Source organism: Arthrobacter sp. ov407 (assembly GCF_900102895.1).
Taxonomy (GTDB): Bacteria; Actinomycetota; Actinomycetes; order Actinomycetales; family Micrococcaceae; genus Arthrobacter.
The window spans coordinates 199,036-212,590 of the sequence record NZ_FNGD01000005.1 but is presented as its reverse complement, the minus strand read 5'-3'; the positions used below and the strand labels follow the sequence as shown (position 1 = coordinate 212,590).

General features: G+C 66.9%; 16 protein-coding genes. 2 read left to right on the top strand and 14 right to left on the bottom strand.

Translation table 11 applies throughout. The features are described 5' to 3' along the window. Window positions 1-17: 17 nt before the first annotated feature. From BLS42_RS08530 to BLS42_RS08515, 4 genes are all read right to left on the bottom strand, one after another. Window positions 18-797 (bottom strand): enoyl-CoA hydratase, encoded by a 780-nt coding sequence (locus BLS42_RS08530; protein ID WP_090579409.1) that lies wholly within the window; start codon window positions 795-797, stop codon window positions 18-20. A gap of 79 nt (window positions 798-876) precedes the next feature. Further along, window positions 877-1,836, bottom strand: coding sequence for a 3-hydroxyisobutyrate dehydrogenase (gene mmsB / locus BLS42_RS08525; protein WP_090579406.1), 960 nt, complete (start codon window positions 1,834-1,836; stop codon window positions 877-879). Continuing rightward, complete coding sequence (locus BLS42_RS08520; protein ID WP_256336341.1) at window positions 1,829-2,953, bottom strand: enoyl-CoA hydratase/isomerase family protein; 1,125 nt, start codon at window positions 2,951-2,953, stop codon at window positions 1,829-1,831. Before BLS42_RS08520 ends, mmsB begins: the two co-directional genes overlap by 8 nt. Then, the gene (locus tag BLS42_RS08515; RefSeq protein ID WP_090579403.1) at window positions 2,953-4,452 is read right to left on the bottom strand and encodes a CoA-acylating methylmalonate-semialdehyde dehydrogenase; all 1,500 of its coding nucleotides are present in this window, start codon (window positions 4,450-4,452) and stop codon (window positions 2,953-2,955) included. Before BLS42_RS08515 ends, BLS42_RS08520 begins: the two co-directional genes overlap by 1 nt. A gap of 131 nt (window positions 4,453-4,583) precedes the next feature. Between BLS42_RS08515 and BLS42_RS08510 the strand changes: the two genes are divergently transcribed. Further along, complete coding sequence (locus tag BLS42_RS08510) at window positions 4,584-5,390, top strand: exodeoxyribonuclease III (protein WP_090579400.1); 807 nt, start codon at window positions 4,584-4,586, stop codon at window positions 5,388-5,390. 31 nt (window positions 5,391-5,421) lie between these two features. Next, window positions 5,422-6,339 (top strand): DUF8083 family protein, encoded by a 918-nt coding sequence (locus BLS42_RS08505; RefSeq protein ID WP_090579397.1) that lies wholly within the window; start codon window positions 5,422-5,424, stop codon window positions 6,337-6,339. Here BLS42_RS08505 and BLS42_RS08500 read toward each other — a convergent pair. The 10 genes from BLS42_RS08500 to BLS42_RS08455 all read right to left on the bottom strand — a co-directional run bounded on the left by BLS42_RS08500 (window position 6,336) and on the right by BLS42_RS08455 (window position 13,479). Next, on the bottom strand, window positions 6,336-7,412 hold the full coding sequence (locus tag BLS42_RS08500) for a LacI family DNA-binding transcriptional regulator (RefSeq protein ID WP_090579394.1): 1,077 nt from the start codon (window positions 7,410-7,412) through the stop codon (window positions 6,336-6,338). The genes BLS42_RS08505 and BLS42_RS08500 overlap by 4 nt on opposite strands. Before the next feature lie 102 nt (window positions 7,413-7,514). Continuing rightward, complete coding sequence (locus tag BLS42_RS08495) at window positions 7,515-7,766, bottom strand: hypothetical protein (RefSeq protein WP_090579391.1); 252 nt, start codon at window positions 7,764-7,766, stop codon at window positions 7,515-7,517. Between the two features lie 10 nt (window positions 7,767-7,776). Further along, entirely contained in the window at window positions 7,777-8,664 is an 888-nt protein-coding gene (locus BLS42_RS08490; protein WP_090579388.1) for a carbohydrate ABC transporter permease, read from the bottom strand. Then, a complete protein-coding gene (locus BLS42_RS08485; RefSeq protein WP_090579385.1) occupies window positions 8,661-9,695 on the bottom strand; it encodes a carbohydrate ABC transporter permease in 1,035 nt (344 codons plus the stop codon). Before BLS42_RS08485 ends, BLS42_RS08490 begins: the two co-directional genes overlap by 4 nt. Window positions 9,696-9,702: 7 nt before the next feature. Further along, a complete protein-coding gene (locus BLS42_RS08480) occupies window positions 9,703-10,986 on the bottom strand; it encodes an ABC transporter substrate-binding protein (protein ID WP_090579383.1) in 1,284 nt (427 codons plus the stop codon). Window positions 10,987-11,134: 148 nt separating this feature from the next. Next, window positions 11,135-11,746, bottom strand: a complete 612-nt coding sequence (locus BLS42_RS08475) for a hypothetical protein (protein ID WP_090579380.1) — start codon at window positions 11,744-11,746, stop codon at window positions 11,135-11,137. Then, window positions 11,743-12,402: a DUF6286 domain-containing protein gene (locus BLS42_RS08470; RefSeq protein ID WP_371129534.1), complete on the bottom strand. Its 660-nt coding sequence runs from the start codon at window positions 12,400-12,402 to the stop codon at window positions 11,743-11,745. The genes BLS42_RS08475 and BLS42_RS08470 overlap by 4 nt, the downstream gene beginning before the upstream one ends. Further along, on the bottom strand, window positions 12,399-12,782 hold the full coding sequence (locus BLS42_RS08465) for a hypothetical protein (RefSeq protein WP_090579374.1): 384 nt from the start codon (window positions 12,780-12,782) through the stop codon (window positions 12,399-12,401). The genes BLS42_RS08470 and BLS42_RS08465 overlap by 4 nt, the downstream gene beginning before the upstream one ends. Next, window positions 12,779-12,970: a hypothetical protein gene (locus BLS42_RS08460; protein ID WP_090579371.1), complete on the bottom strand. Its 192-nt coding sequence runs from the start codon at window positions 12,968-12,970 to the stop codon at window positions 12,779-12,781. Before BLS42_RS08460 ends, BLS42_RS08465 begins: the two co-directional genes overlap by 4 nt. Next, window positions 12,967-13,479: an Asp23/Gls24 family envelope stress response protein gene (locus BLS42_RS08455; protein ID WP_090579368.1), complete on the bottom strand. Its 513-nt coding sequence runs from the start codon at window positions 13,477-13,479 to the stop codon at window positions 12,967-12,969. The genes BLS42_RS08460 and BLS42_RS08455 overlap by 4 nt, the downstream gene beginning before the upstream one ends. Window positions 13,480-13,555 lie beyond the last annotated feature (76 nt).

Here is a 13,555-nt window from a genome sequence, read left to right as displayed (position 1 = left end):
GCCCCGGCCGGTTTCGCCTAGCGGTGGTTGAACTCCGGCTGCCGCTTCTCGGTGAACGCGGCCATGCCTTCCTTCTGGTCCTCGGTGGCGAACAGCGAGTGGAACACGCGCCGTTCAAACAGCACGCCCTGGGCAAGCCCGGTCTCGAACGCCGCGTTCACCGCCTCCTTGGCCACCATCGCCACCGGCTTGGATTTGGAGGCGATCACCTCGGCAGCCTTCAGCGCCTCTTCGACGACGTCCGCGGCCGGGACCACACGGGACACCAGGCCCGCGCGTTCGGCCTCCTCGGCGTCCATGAAACGGCCGGTCAGGATCATGTCCATCGCCTTGGACTTGCCCACCGCGCGGGTCAGTCGCTGCGAGCCGCCCATGCCGGGGAGCACGCCGAGGTTGATCTCCGGCTGGCCGAACTTGGCGTTGTCCCCGGCGATGATGAAATCGCACATCATCGCCAGCTCGCAGCCGCCGCCCAGCGCGAAGCCGGACACGGCTGCCACGACGGGGATGCGGAGCCGGGTGAAGTCCTCCCAGCCGCGGAACCAGTCCGCCGCGTACATGTCCATGTAGCCCTTGGACTGCATTTCCTTGATATCCGCGCCAGCGGCGAAGGCCTTCGCGGAACCGGTCACCACCACGGCACCGACCTCCGGGTCCGCGTCCATCCCGGTGACGGCCCGCACCAGCTCGTCCATCGTGGCCTTGTTCAAGGCATTCAGGGCTTCGGGCCGATTGAGCGTCACGATGCCCACGCGGCCGCGGCGCTCCACCAGGATGTTCGCATACTGTTCCGTCATGTGTGGTCCCCTTAGGTGGTTCTCGTCTGGTTCTGCTTCTGGTTCTGGTTCTGGTTGTGCGTGCAGCTTCGGTCCGGGACTAGTGCCCGGCCGCGCCGGCTTCTGATTTGCCTGCTTCCGACTTTTCACGGATGTCGGTAATGATGCCGGAGAAGTCCCGGCCGGCACCGCCTTCCGCGGCAAAGCTATCGTAAATTTCGGCGGCGAGCGGGCCCAGCCGGGCCGCGACGCCGGTGCTCTGGAGCGCGTTGAGGGCCAGGTTGAGATCCTTGGCCATGAGCGCTCCGGCGAAGCCGGGCTGGTAGTCCCGGTTGGCTGGGCTCGTCGGGACCGGCCCGGGCACGGGGCAATTGGTGGTCAGCGCCCAGCACTGTCCCGAGGCGGCGGAGGCGACATCGAACAGTGCCTGGTGGGTCAGTCCGAGCTTCTCGCCCAGCACAAACGCCTCACTGACGGCGATCATCGAAATCCCCAGGATCATGTTGTTGCAGATCTTGGCCGCCTGGCCGGCACCGTGCGCGCCGCAGTGGACCACGCGCTTGCCCATGACTTCCAGCAGCGGCTTGACGGCCTCGAAGTCCTCCGGGAGGGCACCGACCATGAAGGTGAGCGTGCCGGCCTCGGCCCCCACCACTCCTCCGGACACGGGGGCGTCGACGGCCCGGTGACCGGCCGCGACCGCGAGTTCCGCGGCCTCGCGGGCCTCGTCCACGTTGATCGTGGAACAGTCCAGGAACATGGTGCCCGGGGCGGCCAGTTCAAGCAGGCCGGGCCGGCCGCCGGTGCCGCGGTAGGCGTCGAGGAGGTGTTTGCCGCTGGGCAGCATGGTCAGCACGACGGCGGCTCCCGCCGCCGTCTCTGCTGCCGTCCCTGCGGTTGGAATGCCGTGCTCCCGGGCGGCGTCCAGGGCCGCCGGCACGACGTCGAAGCCGGTCACCCGGTAGCCGGCCTTGACCAGGTTGACGGCCATCGGGCCGCCCATGTGCCCCAGGCCCAGGAAGGCGATGGTCCCGGTAAGAGAGGCTCCTGCTTCAGACATTGTTCTTCTCCTTGTTCTTCTCCTTTGGAGAGAGCTTCAGTTCGCGCCCGCCCAGCGGGGCGAAGTAAGCCGCGACGTCCGCTCGGGTGACCTCTGCGAGGGTGGCTGGCTTCCAGCGGGGGTTGCGGTCCTTGTCCACCACCTGGGCGCGGATTCCTTCGCGGAAGTCCGGTCCGGCGAGGAAGCGCAGGCCCACGCGGTATTCCTGCTCGAGCGCCTGCGCCAGGCTCAGTCCGCGGACGCGGCGCAGGGACTCCAGGGCCACCTTCACCGCCGTCGGCGACTTGGCCTCGATGGTGTCCGCGGCGCTGGCGGCCTCCCCGCCCGCCGTGCGCAGCCGGCGCAGGATCTCCTCGGCGTCGTCGCTGGAGTAGCAGGCGTCAATCCATTCCTGCTGTGCGGCGAGGACTGACTGTGGAGCCGTTTCGGCGAAACGGGCGACGGCGGATTCCACCGCCTCGGTCTCGAGCGCCACCGCCAGTTCAGCCAGGCTGGCGGAGGGCACGAAGCGGTCGGCGAGGCCCAGGAACAGCGCGTCCGCGCCGCTCAGATGGGCGCCCGTCAGGGCCGCGTGCGTGCCGGTCTCCCCCGGCGAGCCGGAGAGCAGGAGGGTACCGCCGACGTCGGGCACGAACCCGATCGTCGTTTCGGGCATGCCCGTGCGGGTGCGTTCGGTGACGATCCGCACAGAGCCGTGCGCCGAGATCCCCACGCCGCCGCCCAGGACCAGCCCGTCCATGAACGCCACGTACGGTTTGGGGTATTCAGAGATGAGCAGGTTCAGCCGGTACTCGTCTGCCCAGAAGTCCGCGGTGGCGTCCCCGCCGTCGAGCATGTCCCGGTAGATGGCGACGATGTCGCCGCCGGCGCAGAGGCCCCGGTCGCCGGCGCCGCGGACCAGCACCGCGGCGATGGCGTCGTCGTCGGCCCAGAGCGTCAGCTGTTCGAGCATGGCGGAGGCCATCCCGGCCGTCAGGGCGTTGACGGCCGCGGGCCGGTTGAGGGTCACGACGCCGAGCCGGCTGCGCCGTTCAAACAGGACTTCCTCTGCTTCCCCGGGCAAGCATTCGCCGGCCGCTGCTCCACTGTCCGCTACCCGCGCAACGTCCGCCCCCATCAGCTGCCTTCCGGCATGACGAAGCTGGCGCCCTGGCGGATGCCGGAAGGCCAGCGGCTCGTGACCGTCTTGGTCTTCGTGTAGAAGCGGAAGGCGTCGGCCCCGTGCTGGTTGAGGTCGCCGAAGCCGGAGGCCTTCCAGCCGCCGAAGGTGTAGTACGCGATCGGCACGGGGATAGGAACGTTGATGCCCACCATGCCTACCTGGACGCGGCTGGCGAAGTCGCGGGCGGAGTCGCCGTCGCGGGTGAAGATGGCCACGCCATTGCCGAACTCGTGTTCGCTGCAGAGCCGGAGGGCCTCGTCGTAGTCTTCGGCGCGGAGCACGCTCAGGACCGGGCCGAAGATCTCCTCTTTGTAGATCTTCATGTCCTTCGTGACGTTGTCGAACAGCGTGGGACCGACCCAGAAGCCGCCGTCATAGCCTTCCACCTTCAGGCCGCGGCCGTCGGTCACGAGGCTGGCGCCTTCTTCGACGCCGGAGGCGATGTAGCCTTCGATCCGCTCCTTCGCGGAGGCCGCCACGACCGGGCCGAAGTCGGAATCCTTGGCAAGGCTGTGGCCGACCTTGAGGCCGGCGATCCGCGCCTGCAGCTTCTCCACGAGTGCATCCGCGGTCTTCCGGCCGACCGGAACGGCCACCGAAATCGCCATGCAGCGCTCGCCCGCGGAGCCGAAGCCTGCCCCGATGAGGGCGTCCGCAGCCATGTCCAGGTCTGCGTCGGGCATGATCACCATGTGGTTCTTGGCGCCGCCGAAGCACTGGGCGCGCTTGCCGTTCGCTGCGGCGGTGGCATAGATGTACTGGGCAATGGGCGTGGAACCGACGAACCCGATGGCCTGGACCCGGGGATCCTCCAGCAGCGCATCCACAGCCTCCTTGTCCCCGTTGACTACGTTGAAGACGCCGTCGGGGAGGCCCGCCTCGGTGAAGAGCTCGGCCAGGCGCAGCGGCACGGAGGGGTCCCGCTCGGAGGGCTTGAGGATGAAGGCATTGCCGGCGGCGAGCGCCGGCCCGGACTTCCAGAGCGGGATCATGGCCGGGAAGTTGAATGGCGTGATGCCGGCAACGACGCCGAGGGGCTGCCGCATCGAGTGCACGTCGACGCCGGTGCCGGCGTTGTCCGAGAACTCGCCCTTGAGCAGATGCGGGGCACCGGCGGCAAATTCCACAACTTCGATGCCGCGCTGGATGTCACCCTTGGCATCGGGGAAGGTCTTGCCGTGCTCGGAGGACAGCAGGGTGGCGAGCTCGTCCATGTGCTCGTTGACCAGGTCCACGAACTTGAGCAGGACCCGGCCGCGGCGCTGCGGATTCATCGCGGCCCATTCCACCTGCCCCTTTTCCGCGCTGGCAATCACATTGCGCACTTCCTCTGCGCTGGCCAGCGGCAGCCGGGACTGGACCTCGCCGGTGCAGGGATCATAGACATCGCTGAACCGGCCTGAGGTGCCGTCCACGCGCTGCCCGTCAATGTAATGGGATAGTTCTCGAACCATGACCGAATGCTCCTTTGCATGTGACCTAGATCATCTCTGCAGCCGAATATACTCGGACTTCCTACTAATTTCCAGAGGCCGGAACCTGCTGGCTGCTTCGTCCGGGGGCCAAGTTCGGTAAGTTAGGGACTGTGAAGATAGCTACCTGGAATGTGAACTCGCTCCGCGCCCGCGCCGACCGTGTGGAGGCCTGGCTTCAGCGCACGGACTGTGACGTCCTGGCCATCCAGGAAACCAAATGCAAGGACGAGAACTTCCCCTGGGATCTCTTCGAGAGCATGGGCTACGAGGTGGCGCACTTCGGCCTGAGCCAGTGGAACGGCGTCGCGATCGCCTCCCGCGTGGGACTCGACAACGTCGAACGCACCTTCCTGGACCAGCCCGTGTTCGGCAAGAACGGCAAGGACGCTGTGCAGGAGGCCCGCGCCATCGGGGCCACGTGCGGCGGCATCCGGGTCTGGAGCCTCTACGTCCCCAACGGCCGCGCCCTCGACGACGAACACATGCCCTACAAGCTCAACTGGCTGGACATCCTGAAAACCCACGCCGGCACCTGGGTCAAGGAGGACCCCCAGGCGCAGATCGCGCTGATGGGGGACTTCAACATCGCGCCCCTGGACGACGACGTCTGGGACATCGACTACTTCCGCTCCGAAGGCCTCACCCACGTCAGTGAACCCGAGCGGGCCGCCTTCCACGCCTTTGAGGAGGCTGGCTTCCAGGATGTGGTCCGCCCGCACACCCCGGGACCTGGCGTCTATACCTATTGGGATTACACGCAACTGCGCTTCCCGAAAAAAGAAGGAATGCGGATCGACTTCATTCTCGGATCCCCGGCCCTGGCGGCACGGGTCACCGGTGCGATGATCGACCGCGAGGAGCGCAAGGGCAAGGGCGCCTCAGACCACGCTCCGGTGATTGCGGAACTGGCGGACTAATGGCTGCCGCCCAGGGAAGCGTCGTGATCCAATGACGGGGAACATTTACCACGGACAGTCCGGGCTGCCGTTCTCTTCCGCGCTCCGGATCTACGAGCCCCTCGAGGCGTTCCCCGAGAAGCAGCAGGAAACCCTGCGAGCCGCCGGCGCCGGTCTGGCGTCCCGGGCTGCCGTGGAGAACGCCGAGCTCCTGGCGTCCCTGGGCCGCATCACCCGGTCCGACGGGGACCCATTTCCCACCGGCCGGACCGACCTCGTACGCGTTGTCCCGGCCCCGGCACGGCGGGCGCCCTCTGCCGCAGCGCACGACGGCGCCGAGCCCGGCCCCGGGACTGCCGCCGCACCGCAGGCCGGCCGGCTGCTGTACTGCCCCAGCCAGATGGTCCTCCGCGCCGGGCTGGCCGCCAATGCCCTGATGGAAGGCATCCACGGGCCCCTGGCCCAGCTCCTGATCCCGGAAGAACAGCGGGACAAGCACCAGGAACGCATTGATGAGGTGCGGGCCCACGATGGCCTGAGCCGGGTCCACACCCGGGCGTCCACATGGGGCATCCCCTTCAGCTGGTTCTGCCTCTTCCAGGAATCGGATCCCACCGACGTCGTCGAAGCCGAGGGCCACATCGTGACGGTCCGCATCCGTGCGGGCATCGGCAAGGCACTGGAGCGCGTGAGCTACGCGGTGGCGCACCTGGCCCTCGCCGCGCCCGATCTCGACATGCTCGAGGACCTGACCCAGCTCACGGAATGGCTTGAACTCTTCCACCCGGATTCGGCAGTGGAACTCGATTACGGCGGCGTGGCAGACAAGGTCTATCCGGACGATTCGCCGCTGGACGTGCGCCTCGGTATTGAGTGCCTGGCGGAGGGCGACATGACCGGCGCCGCCGCGGCCTACCGACGGCTGGCCTCGCGCTGGGTGCCCATCCGCCAGCTGGCCCGCGCTTCCTAGACCAGGCCGGAGAGCCGCGCGGACTTCCGTAGCGGCGGCGCCGTCGTCGTCCGCACAATCAGCCGGTGCGGCGCCACGGCGGACTGCACGGCCCCGGCAATTCCGTCGAGCTCGTCCAGCAGCATCTTGGTGCCGAGTTCGGCTTGCAGGTCCGGCCGCTGTCCGACCGTGGTGAGACCCATCGCTTCGGCGAAGTCGTGGTCGTCGATGCCGATGACCGACAAATCCTCCGGGACGCGCACACCGGCCTTGCTGGCCTCGAAGATGACGCCCATGGCCATCTCATCCGAGGCGCAGAAGATTGCTGTGGGCTTGGGCCCGTCGGCGGCCCAGAGCCGCCGGAACGCCTCCTGGCCGCTGCGAACGGTGAAGTCCCCCCACACGTCCCACTCGGCCCGGGCGGGCAGCCGAGCCTCGCGCATGATGTCGTGGAAGGCCTGGATCCGGACCCTGGGGACGTCGAAGTTGAGGTCGGTTTCGTCATCGCCGTGCAGGAGCGCGATGTCGGTGTGGCCTAGTCCGATCAGGTGGCGGACCGCGGTCGCGGCCGCGGCGTAGTCGTCAATGCCGATATAGGGGCACTCCTCGACATGGCCGCCCACCACCACCAGCGGGATATCGATCTTCTGGAGATGCTCGATTTCCTCGTGGGTGAGCGCCATACAGAGGACCAACAGGGCATCAATCTGCTTATAGACCATGGTCTTGCTGAAAAGCCGCTCACGGTTGCTGCCATGGCCGCCGAGGTTGAAGAGCGAAAGGTTGTACTGACGGGAGTGCAGTTCCCGGTCTGCGCCCTCGATGGCTTTGGAGAAGAACCAGCGGCTGACGAACGGGGCCAGAACGCCGATGGTTTTGGTCCGGCCCGTGGCCAGGCCGGAAGCCGAGGAGGAGGCGACGTAGCCCAAGGATTCGGCGATCCCGAGGATCTTCTCCCGCGTCGCCGGGGAAACGCGGGGCAGTCCGCGGACGGCCCGGGATACGGTGGCCGTGGATACGCCGGCAGCGGCGGCTACATCCTCAATGCTGACGCCGGAGTGGCCGCCGCGCTGCGCCCTTTCTGTCCGTGCCACCTTTGTCCCCTTGTTGACGGTCCGCGGAAACCTGTCGGCTGCCCGCAGACGTGCTGTGCCCGCCTCCCCCGCGGCAGATGAATAGTCCTGGCACCTGGCTGCCTAGCCGCGCCGGCTGGCCGTCCGGTCCGGCAAACGCCGGCGCAGCCGGATCATCCCGTAGAGGGCACCCAGCATGGCCAGCAGTCCCAGGGCCCAGAAGAGGGCCGGCTGGGCGGTCACCTCCATCCAGACGGTGACCGCCAGCAAAACCACGGTCCAGAAGCCGAGGAACCCGATGATGATGTCGAAGTCCTCGCCGGAGCGCACCTTTCGACGCGTCGCCGGCACGTGGCCCAGGTTCTCGTCAGTCATGACGCCGCACTCACTTAACCGCGCCGGCGGTGAGGCCCGCGACGATCTTTCGCTGGAACACCAGCACCAGGATGACCAAGGGAATGGTCACGATGGTTCCCGCAGCCATGATCGCGGTGTATGGGATCTGGTTGGGCTGCGCACCGGCGAAGCTGGCAATGGCCACCGTGACCGGCTGCGTTGCGTCGGACGAGAGCTGGCTGGCGATCAGGAATTCATTCCACGAGGAGATGAAGGCCAGGATCGCCGTCGTGAAGATGGCCGGGGCTGCCAGCGGCATGATGACTCGCCGGAAGGCCTGTCCCTGCGTGCAGCCGTCCACCCGCGCCGATTCCTCCAGCTCCCACGGCATCTCCCGGAAGAAGGACGTCATGGTGTAGACGGTCAGCGGCAGCACGAACGAGATGTTCGGAATGATCAGGGCCTGGTACGTCCCCATCCACCCGATGTTCGTGAAGAGCTGGAACAGCGGCGTGATGAGGGCGACGCCGGGGAACATGGAGGCTCCCAGGATGAAGCCCAGCACGAGATACTTGCCCTTGAAGTTCAAGCGGGCCAGCGCATAGGCGGCAAACACGCCGATCACCAGCGACACCAGGGTGACGACGGTGCCGATGAACAAGCTGTTCAGCAGGGCCTGGCCGAAGTGGTTGCCGAAGGACGTGTCGAATGCCGTCTTGAAGTTGTCCAGCGTCACGTGGGTCGGCAAGAGCGACGTGTCGTAGGTGTAGCCGACGTCACGGAACGCCGTCACCACCATCCAGTACGCGGGCGCCAGGCACCAGAAGAGGATCACGGCCGCGCTGATGTAGGTGCGTCCGTGGGCCCACTTCTCGCGGTTCTGCGCGGCCTTCCGTCCCCGGTCCTGCTCTGCGCGTAGTTCGGTCGCGGCGGTCATTTCTTCCCCTTACCTGCGCCGGTTTGCTCCACCACATTCGCTCCGAGGAAGCGTACGAAGATGAAGGCCACTATAAAGATGATGAAGAACGTGATGGTGGACAAGGCCGCCGCCGCGTTGAAGCCCTGCCTGATCTGGTTGATCACCAGGATGGACAGCGTGGTGGTGTTGTTGGCCCCGCCCGTCAGGATGTACGGGAGGTCGAACATGCGCAGTGCGTCCAGGGTGCGGAACAAGATGGCCACCATGAGCGCAGGCTTCACCAGCGGCAGGGTGATCATCCGGAACCGCTGCCATGCTGAGGCGCCGTCGACCTTGGCTGCCTCGTACACTTCCGCGGGAATCATCTGCAGGCCGGCGAGAATCAGCAGCGCCATGAAGGGAGTGGTCTTCCAGACGTCTGCGATGATCACTGCCCACCTGGCCGGCCATTCGCTGCCGGTCCACAGGACTGCGGTGTTGAAGAGTTTGTTGCCGATGCCTTCGAAGGCGAAGATGAACAGCCACAACTTGGCCGTAACTGCGGTGGGGATGGCCCACGGCACCAGGACAGCTGCCCGGACCAGGCTGCGGCCCCTGAAGGCACGGGCCATGATGACGGCCATCCAGAAGCCGAGCACCGTCTCCAGTGCCACCGTGACGGCGGCGAAGAAGAAGGTGGTGCCGGTGGCGGACCAGAACTGCGCACCGAGTGTTCCCGGAGGGCAGTCGACGGTTCCGCCGCCGGGAGCCGGGCACTGCTGGAAAATCCAGTTGGTGTAGTTCGAGAAGCCGGCCGGGCCACCTTCGGTGAAGAGACCCGTGGCGGGGTCCAGACCAGCATCCTTTTGGAACGACATCACAATGGCGGTGATGATCGGGTACACGATCACTACTGACAATGCGATGATGGTCGGCGCCAGGAGCCAGGCTGCCCAGCGCCCCTGCGTCGCGATGCGGTTGTCCTCTCCAACACCCTTGGGTGCGTGATGGATCGGTGCCCCGCCCGACGCCGGTGCCTTGACCGACGTCGGGCCTACTTCAGTTGCCATGATGGACCTACTGTCCCGCGCTAGCGGACTCGATGGACTTCTGCATGTCGGACAGGGCCGCGTCTACGGTCTTCTCGCCCTTGATGGCGGAGTACGCGTTTTCCTGGATGGCCTTGGTGACAGCCGGGTAGAACGGGGTGACCGGGCGCGGCTTTGCGTTCTCGATCGAGGTCTTCAGGACCGGCAGGTACGGCAGCTTGGCGACGAGCTCCTTGTCGTCGTAAAGCGAGCCGAGGACCGGGGCGAGCGAACCCTTCGTGGCGAAGAACTTCTGGGTCTCCTCCGTGGTGAGGAACTTCAGGAAGTCCAGTGCCGTGGCCTTGTTCTTCGAGTAGACGCTGACCGCAGCGCTGTGGCCGCCGAGGGATGAGGCGCCCGGGCCGGCCTTACCCGGAAGGGCGGTCATGCCCAGGACGTCCTTGACCTTCGAGGAACCTTCGGTGGTGGCCAGGTTGTAGACGTAGGGCCAGTTGCGCAGGAACAACAGCTTGCCGTCCTGGAAGGCCTGGCGGCTTTCCTCTTCCTGGAAGGTGATGGCTTCCTTCGGGATTTCCCCGTCCGCGTAGGCCTTGACCAGGTTCGCCATGCCGGCCTTCGCCTCCGCAGTGAGCAGGTTGGGCTTGCCGTTCTCGTCCAGCACGGCTCCGCCGGCGGAGTTGATCGCCTCGGAGGCGTTGACGGTCAGTCCCTCATATTTCTTGAACTGGCCGGAGTAGCAACCCATGTTGTGGGACTTGGCGACGGAACACATGCTCATCATCTCGTCCCAGGTCTTCGGGGGCGTGGGGACGAGGTCCTTGCGGTAGTAAAGGATGCCGCCGTCGGATGATTCCGGCGCCGCGTACAACGTGCCCTTGTAGGAGGCGGCATCGACGGTCGGCTTGATCATAGCCGAGGTATCCAGCGCCATCTTGTCCTTGAGCGGCTGCAGCCAGCCCTTGGCGGCAAATTCAGCGGTCCAGACGACGTCGACGCTTGCAACGTCGTACCCGGGGTCCTTGGCCTGGAAGTGCTGGACGAGGTCGTCGTGCTGCTGGTCGGCCTGGTCGGTCTGCTCCTTGAACGTGACCTTCTCGTTCGGGTGGGCGGCATTCCACTTGTCGATCAGCGGACGGACCACGTTGCTGTTGTCCTTGCCCTGGACGTAGGTGATGGGCCCGCGGCCGTCCAGGCCCTGCGAGGCGGCGTCGTTGCCGCCGGTAGTGCCGCCACCACCGCCGCCACAGGCCGAGAGCGTCATGGCCAAAACGCCTGCCGTGGCGATGGGAAGTAGGAGATTGCGGGTTTTCATTCTGTAGTGCTCCTCGCTGAGTACCGGTGAAAAACGGCCGAACCGGTGGTGTGCCGACCATCACAGTAATCAACAGGCAGTGCGTAATGCAAGCGTTTACATGAAACCTTTGTGCAAAGGAGATGCCGGGCCCCGTCGGGGAGCCGCCTCAGCGGACCCGCTCGGCCCGGCCAAACCGCGACCGTGTCCCGGATCCGATGTGGATCAGGACGGGGGTGCGCTTGCCGATCACCGCGTCGAGCGCCTCTACCAGGGAAGAGACTTCGGCGGCGAGCGCGTGCGGGGCGACACCCTGGCGGGGCTCCACCCGGATCTTGAGGGCCGGCTCACCCTTGATTTCGTAGGCGACTACCGTGACTCCGGCAAGGTCGGGCCGATCCGCGAGGGCTGCTCGGATCGTCTGCTCCGCCACGCCGCCGCCGATTCCGACGTTCCCCGGCACGTCGCCCGGGTCTTCCTCGGCCACGAGCAGGCTGGTCCGGCCCCTGCCCTGCTGGGCAATCCAGGCGACCATCAGGCCAAGCACCACCACCAGCACAAAGCAGATGACAAGCCACAGCCAGCTCCCCTGGCGGCGGGGGAACTGCGTCCGTTCGAACAAATCAAGCCAGAAGTTCAGGACACCGCCCGCCCATTCATGCCACCACACGCCGACGGCCGGGACGCTCGCCAGCAGCACCAGGAGGACGCCAATGGCGAGGAGCATAATGCCAAGGATGCCGATCAGGATGCGGTTCAGGACCCGGGGAGTGTTGTTCATGCCCCCACCACCCCGGCCGTGGCTACCTGGATCCGCACTTCCGGCATTGGCCACGGGCCCATTTCCTGCAGCTCATGCCGCACGGCTTCCAGGACGGCGTCCGGGCTTAGCGGCACACCGGAGGTCGGCCGGACGCTGACCATGACCCGGTTCCGCGACACGACCACCATCACCTGCCCCTGAGTCACGTTGGCGGCCAGCCGGGCCCGGCGCGCCAGGGCCGCGGCGATCACCTCATCGTCCACCACGACGGCGGCCCGGCGGTCCGGGAGCAGGTGGCGCGCCCGCCGTCCGGGCAGCACGGCGTTGAGGAAGAAAAACAATCCGGCCATGGCGGTCACGGCGCCGATGGCGACGAGTAGGAGCGGCCCGATTCCGGCCGGGAGCGCGACCACCCGCTCGGCCGCGGTCTGCGGATCCACGAGCCACGGCGGCTGCCCGATCGCCCGGACCGCAGTCTCAAGCAGCGCATAACCGCACACCGCCATCACCAGGGCGGCCGCCATCACGGAGACGACAGCCCGCGATGTGTGCGTCTCCCTTTTCAAAATACGGTCCATGCCCGCTGCGCCGGAACCTAGCGGTGCGCTCCCCCGCACCGCATCGGCGTCGTACGGGACGGAGCCGATACCGGGGTTCTGCGTGTCCTGGCTCAACGCACCCGACCTCCCCCGCGCACGGTGGCCCCGCTGATGCGGATGTCCACCCGGCTCAGCTTCGCTCCGGTCAGCCCGGTCACGCGGCGCAGGATCTGGGCCTTGGCCGCGACGGCACGCTCCCAGATGGAACCGCCGAAGCCAGCGACTCGGCCGGGATCCTGGACAACCACCTTGAGGTTCGGGACCGCGACGGGCATGACGAGCGAGAGCGCGAGCAGCCCGTCATCGTCCGACCAGTCGGCGCGCACGTCGTGCGCCGACACACCGAGGGCCTCACCCGCGGCCGCCCGCGCCACGGACGTCAGAGCCTGGGTGCTGATGCGGTTGTGCCCGGCCATCGCGACGCCGCGGATCGGCGTTTCAGCCGTCACGTTCATGAGGAGGAACGCCGGCCCGTGAGGGCGTCAAACACGCTGCGCAGGTCCAGCTTCCCCTCCGCGGCCCGGCCCAGGAGAGCGCCGACGCCCATGAAGATCAGGGCACCGAGGAAGCCCCAGACACCGAACTGGAAGGACATGAAAGCCACGAAGGCCCCCATCGCGATTCCCACTACCGTCAGACTCATTGGATTGCCTCCCTGACCGGGCGGGCCTCGGCGGACGTGGCCGGTTTGGCCGGGCCGGGCACATAGACGTCATTGATTTCGACATTTACCTCGATCACCTCGAGCCCCACCAGTTCCTCGACGGCGGAGTAGACGGCGGCGCGGATCTGGTCCGCAAGGGCATGCAGAGGAGTGCCGTACACCGCGACGAGGTCGATGTCCACGGCGACCTGAGATTCGCCGACTTCCACGCGGACGCCCGCCGCGTGATCGGCGCTGCCGACGGCGTCGCGGATGGCCCCCAGGGCGCGTGACGGGCCTGATCCCAACGAGTAGACGCCGGGCACCGATCGGGCGGCGATGCCGGCGACCTTGGCGATGGCGGCTTCCGATATGACCGTGCGGCCGGTGCCCGCCGGCACGGGCAGACCGTCCACGGGCAGCCCGGTCGCGGGATCGGCAACGTGCTGGCCGGCAACGGGCAGGCCGGCGGCAGGACCGGCAACGGGTTGAGAATTCTGGTATTCCATAACGCACTCCCCCTTCTCTTTGACACCACCCTAGTCCCTGACTTGGGCCGCGCGGGGGAATCTTGCAGGGCCCGTT

Coding starts and splice junctions, on each gene's coding strand:
- BLS42_RS08530 (WP_090579409.1), bottom strand. CDS start 797: ATGACGGAACAGTATGCGAACATCCTGGTGGAGCGCCGCGGCCGCGTG.
- mmsB (WP_090579406.1), bottom strand. CDS start 1,836: ATGTCTGAAGCAGGAGCCTCTCTTACCGGGACCATCGCCTTCCTGGGC.
- BLS42_RS08520 (WP_256336341.1), bottom strand. CDS start 2,953: ATGGGGGCGGACGTTGCGCGGGTAGCGGACAGTGGAGCAGCGGCCGGC.
- BLS42_RS08515 (WP_090579403.1), bottom strand. CDS start 4,452: ATGGTTCGAGAACTATCCCATTACATTGACGGGCAGCGCGTGGACGGC.
- BLS42_RS08505 (WP_090579397.1), top strand. CDS start 5,422: ATGACGGGGAACATTTACCACGGACAGTCCGGGCTGCCGTTCTCTTCC.
- BLS42_RS08495 (WP_090579391.1), bottom strand. CDS start 7,766: ATGACTGACGAGAACCTGGGCCACGTGCCGGCGACGCGTCGAAAGGTG.
- BLS42_RS08490 (WP_090579388.1), bottom strand. CDS start 8,664: ATGACCGCCGCGACCGAACTACGCGCAGAGCAGGACCGGGGACGGAAG.
- BLS42_RS08485 (WP_090579385.1), bottom strand. CDS start 9,695: ATGGCAACTGAAGTAGGCCCGACGTCGGTCAAGGCACCGGCGTCGGGC.
- BLS42_RS08480 (WP_090579383.1), bottom strand. CDS start 10,986: ATGAAAACCCGCAATCTCCTACTTCCCATCGCCACGGCAGGCGTTTTG.
- BLS42_RS08475 (WP_090579380.1), bottom strand. CDS start 11,746: ATGAACAACACTCCCCGGGTCCTGAACCGCATCCTGATCGGCATCCTT.
- BLS42_RS08465 (WP_090579374.1), bottom strand. CDS start 12,782: ATGAACGTGACGGCTGAAACGCCGATCCGCGGCGTCGCGATGGCCGGG.
- BLS42_RS08460 (WP_090579371.1), bottom strand. CDS start 12,970: ATGAGTCTGACGGTAGTGGGAATCGCGATGGGGGCCTTCGTGGCTTTC.
- BLS42_RS08455 (WP_090579368.1), bottom strand. CDS start 13,479: ATGGAATACCAGAATTCTCAACCCGTTGCCGGTCCTGCCGCCGGCCTG.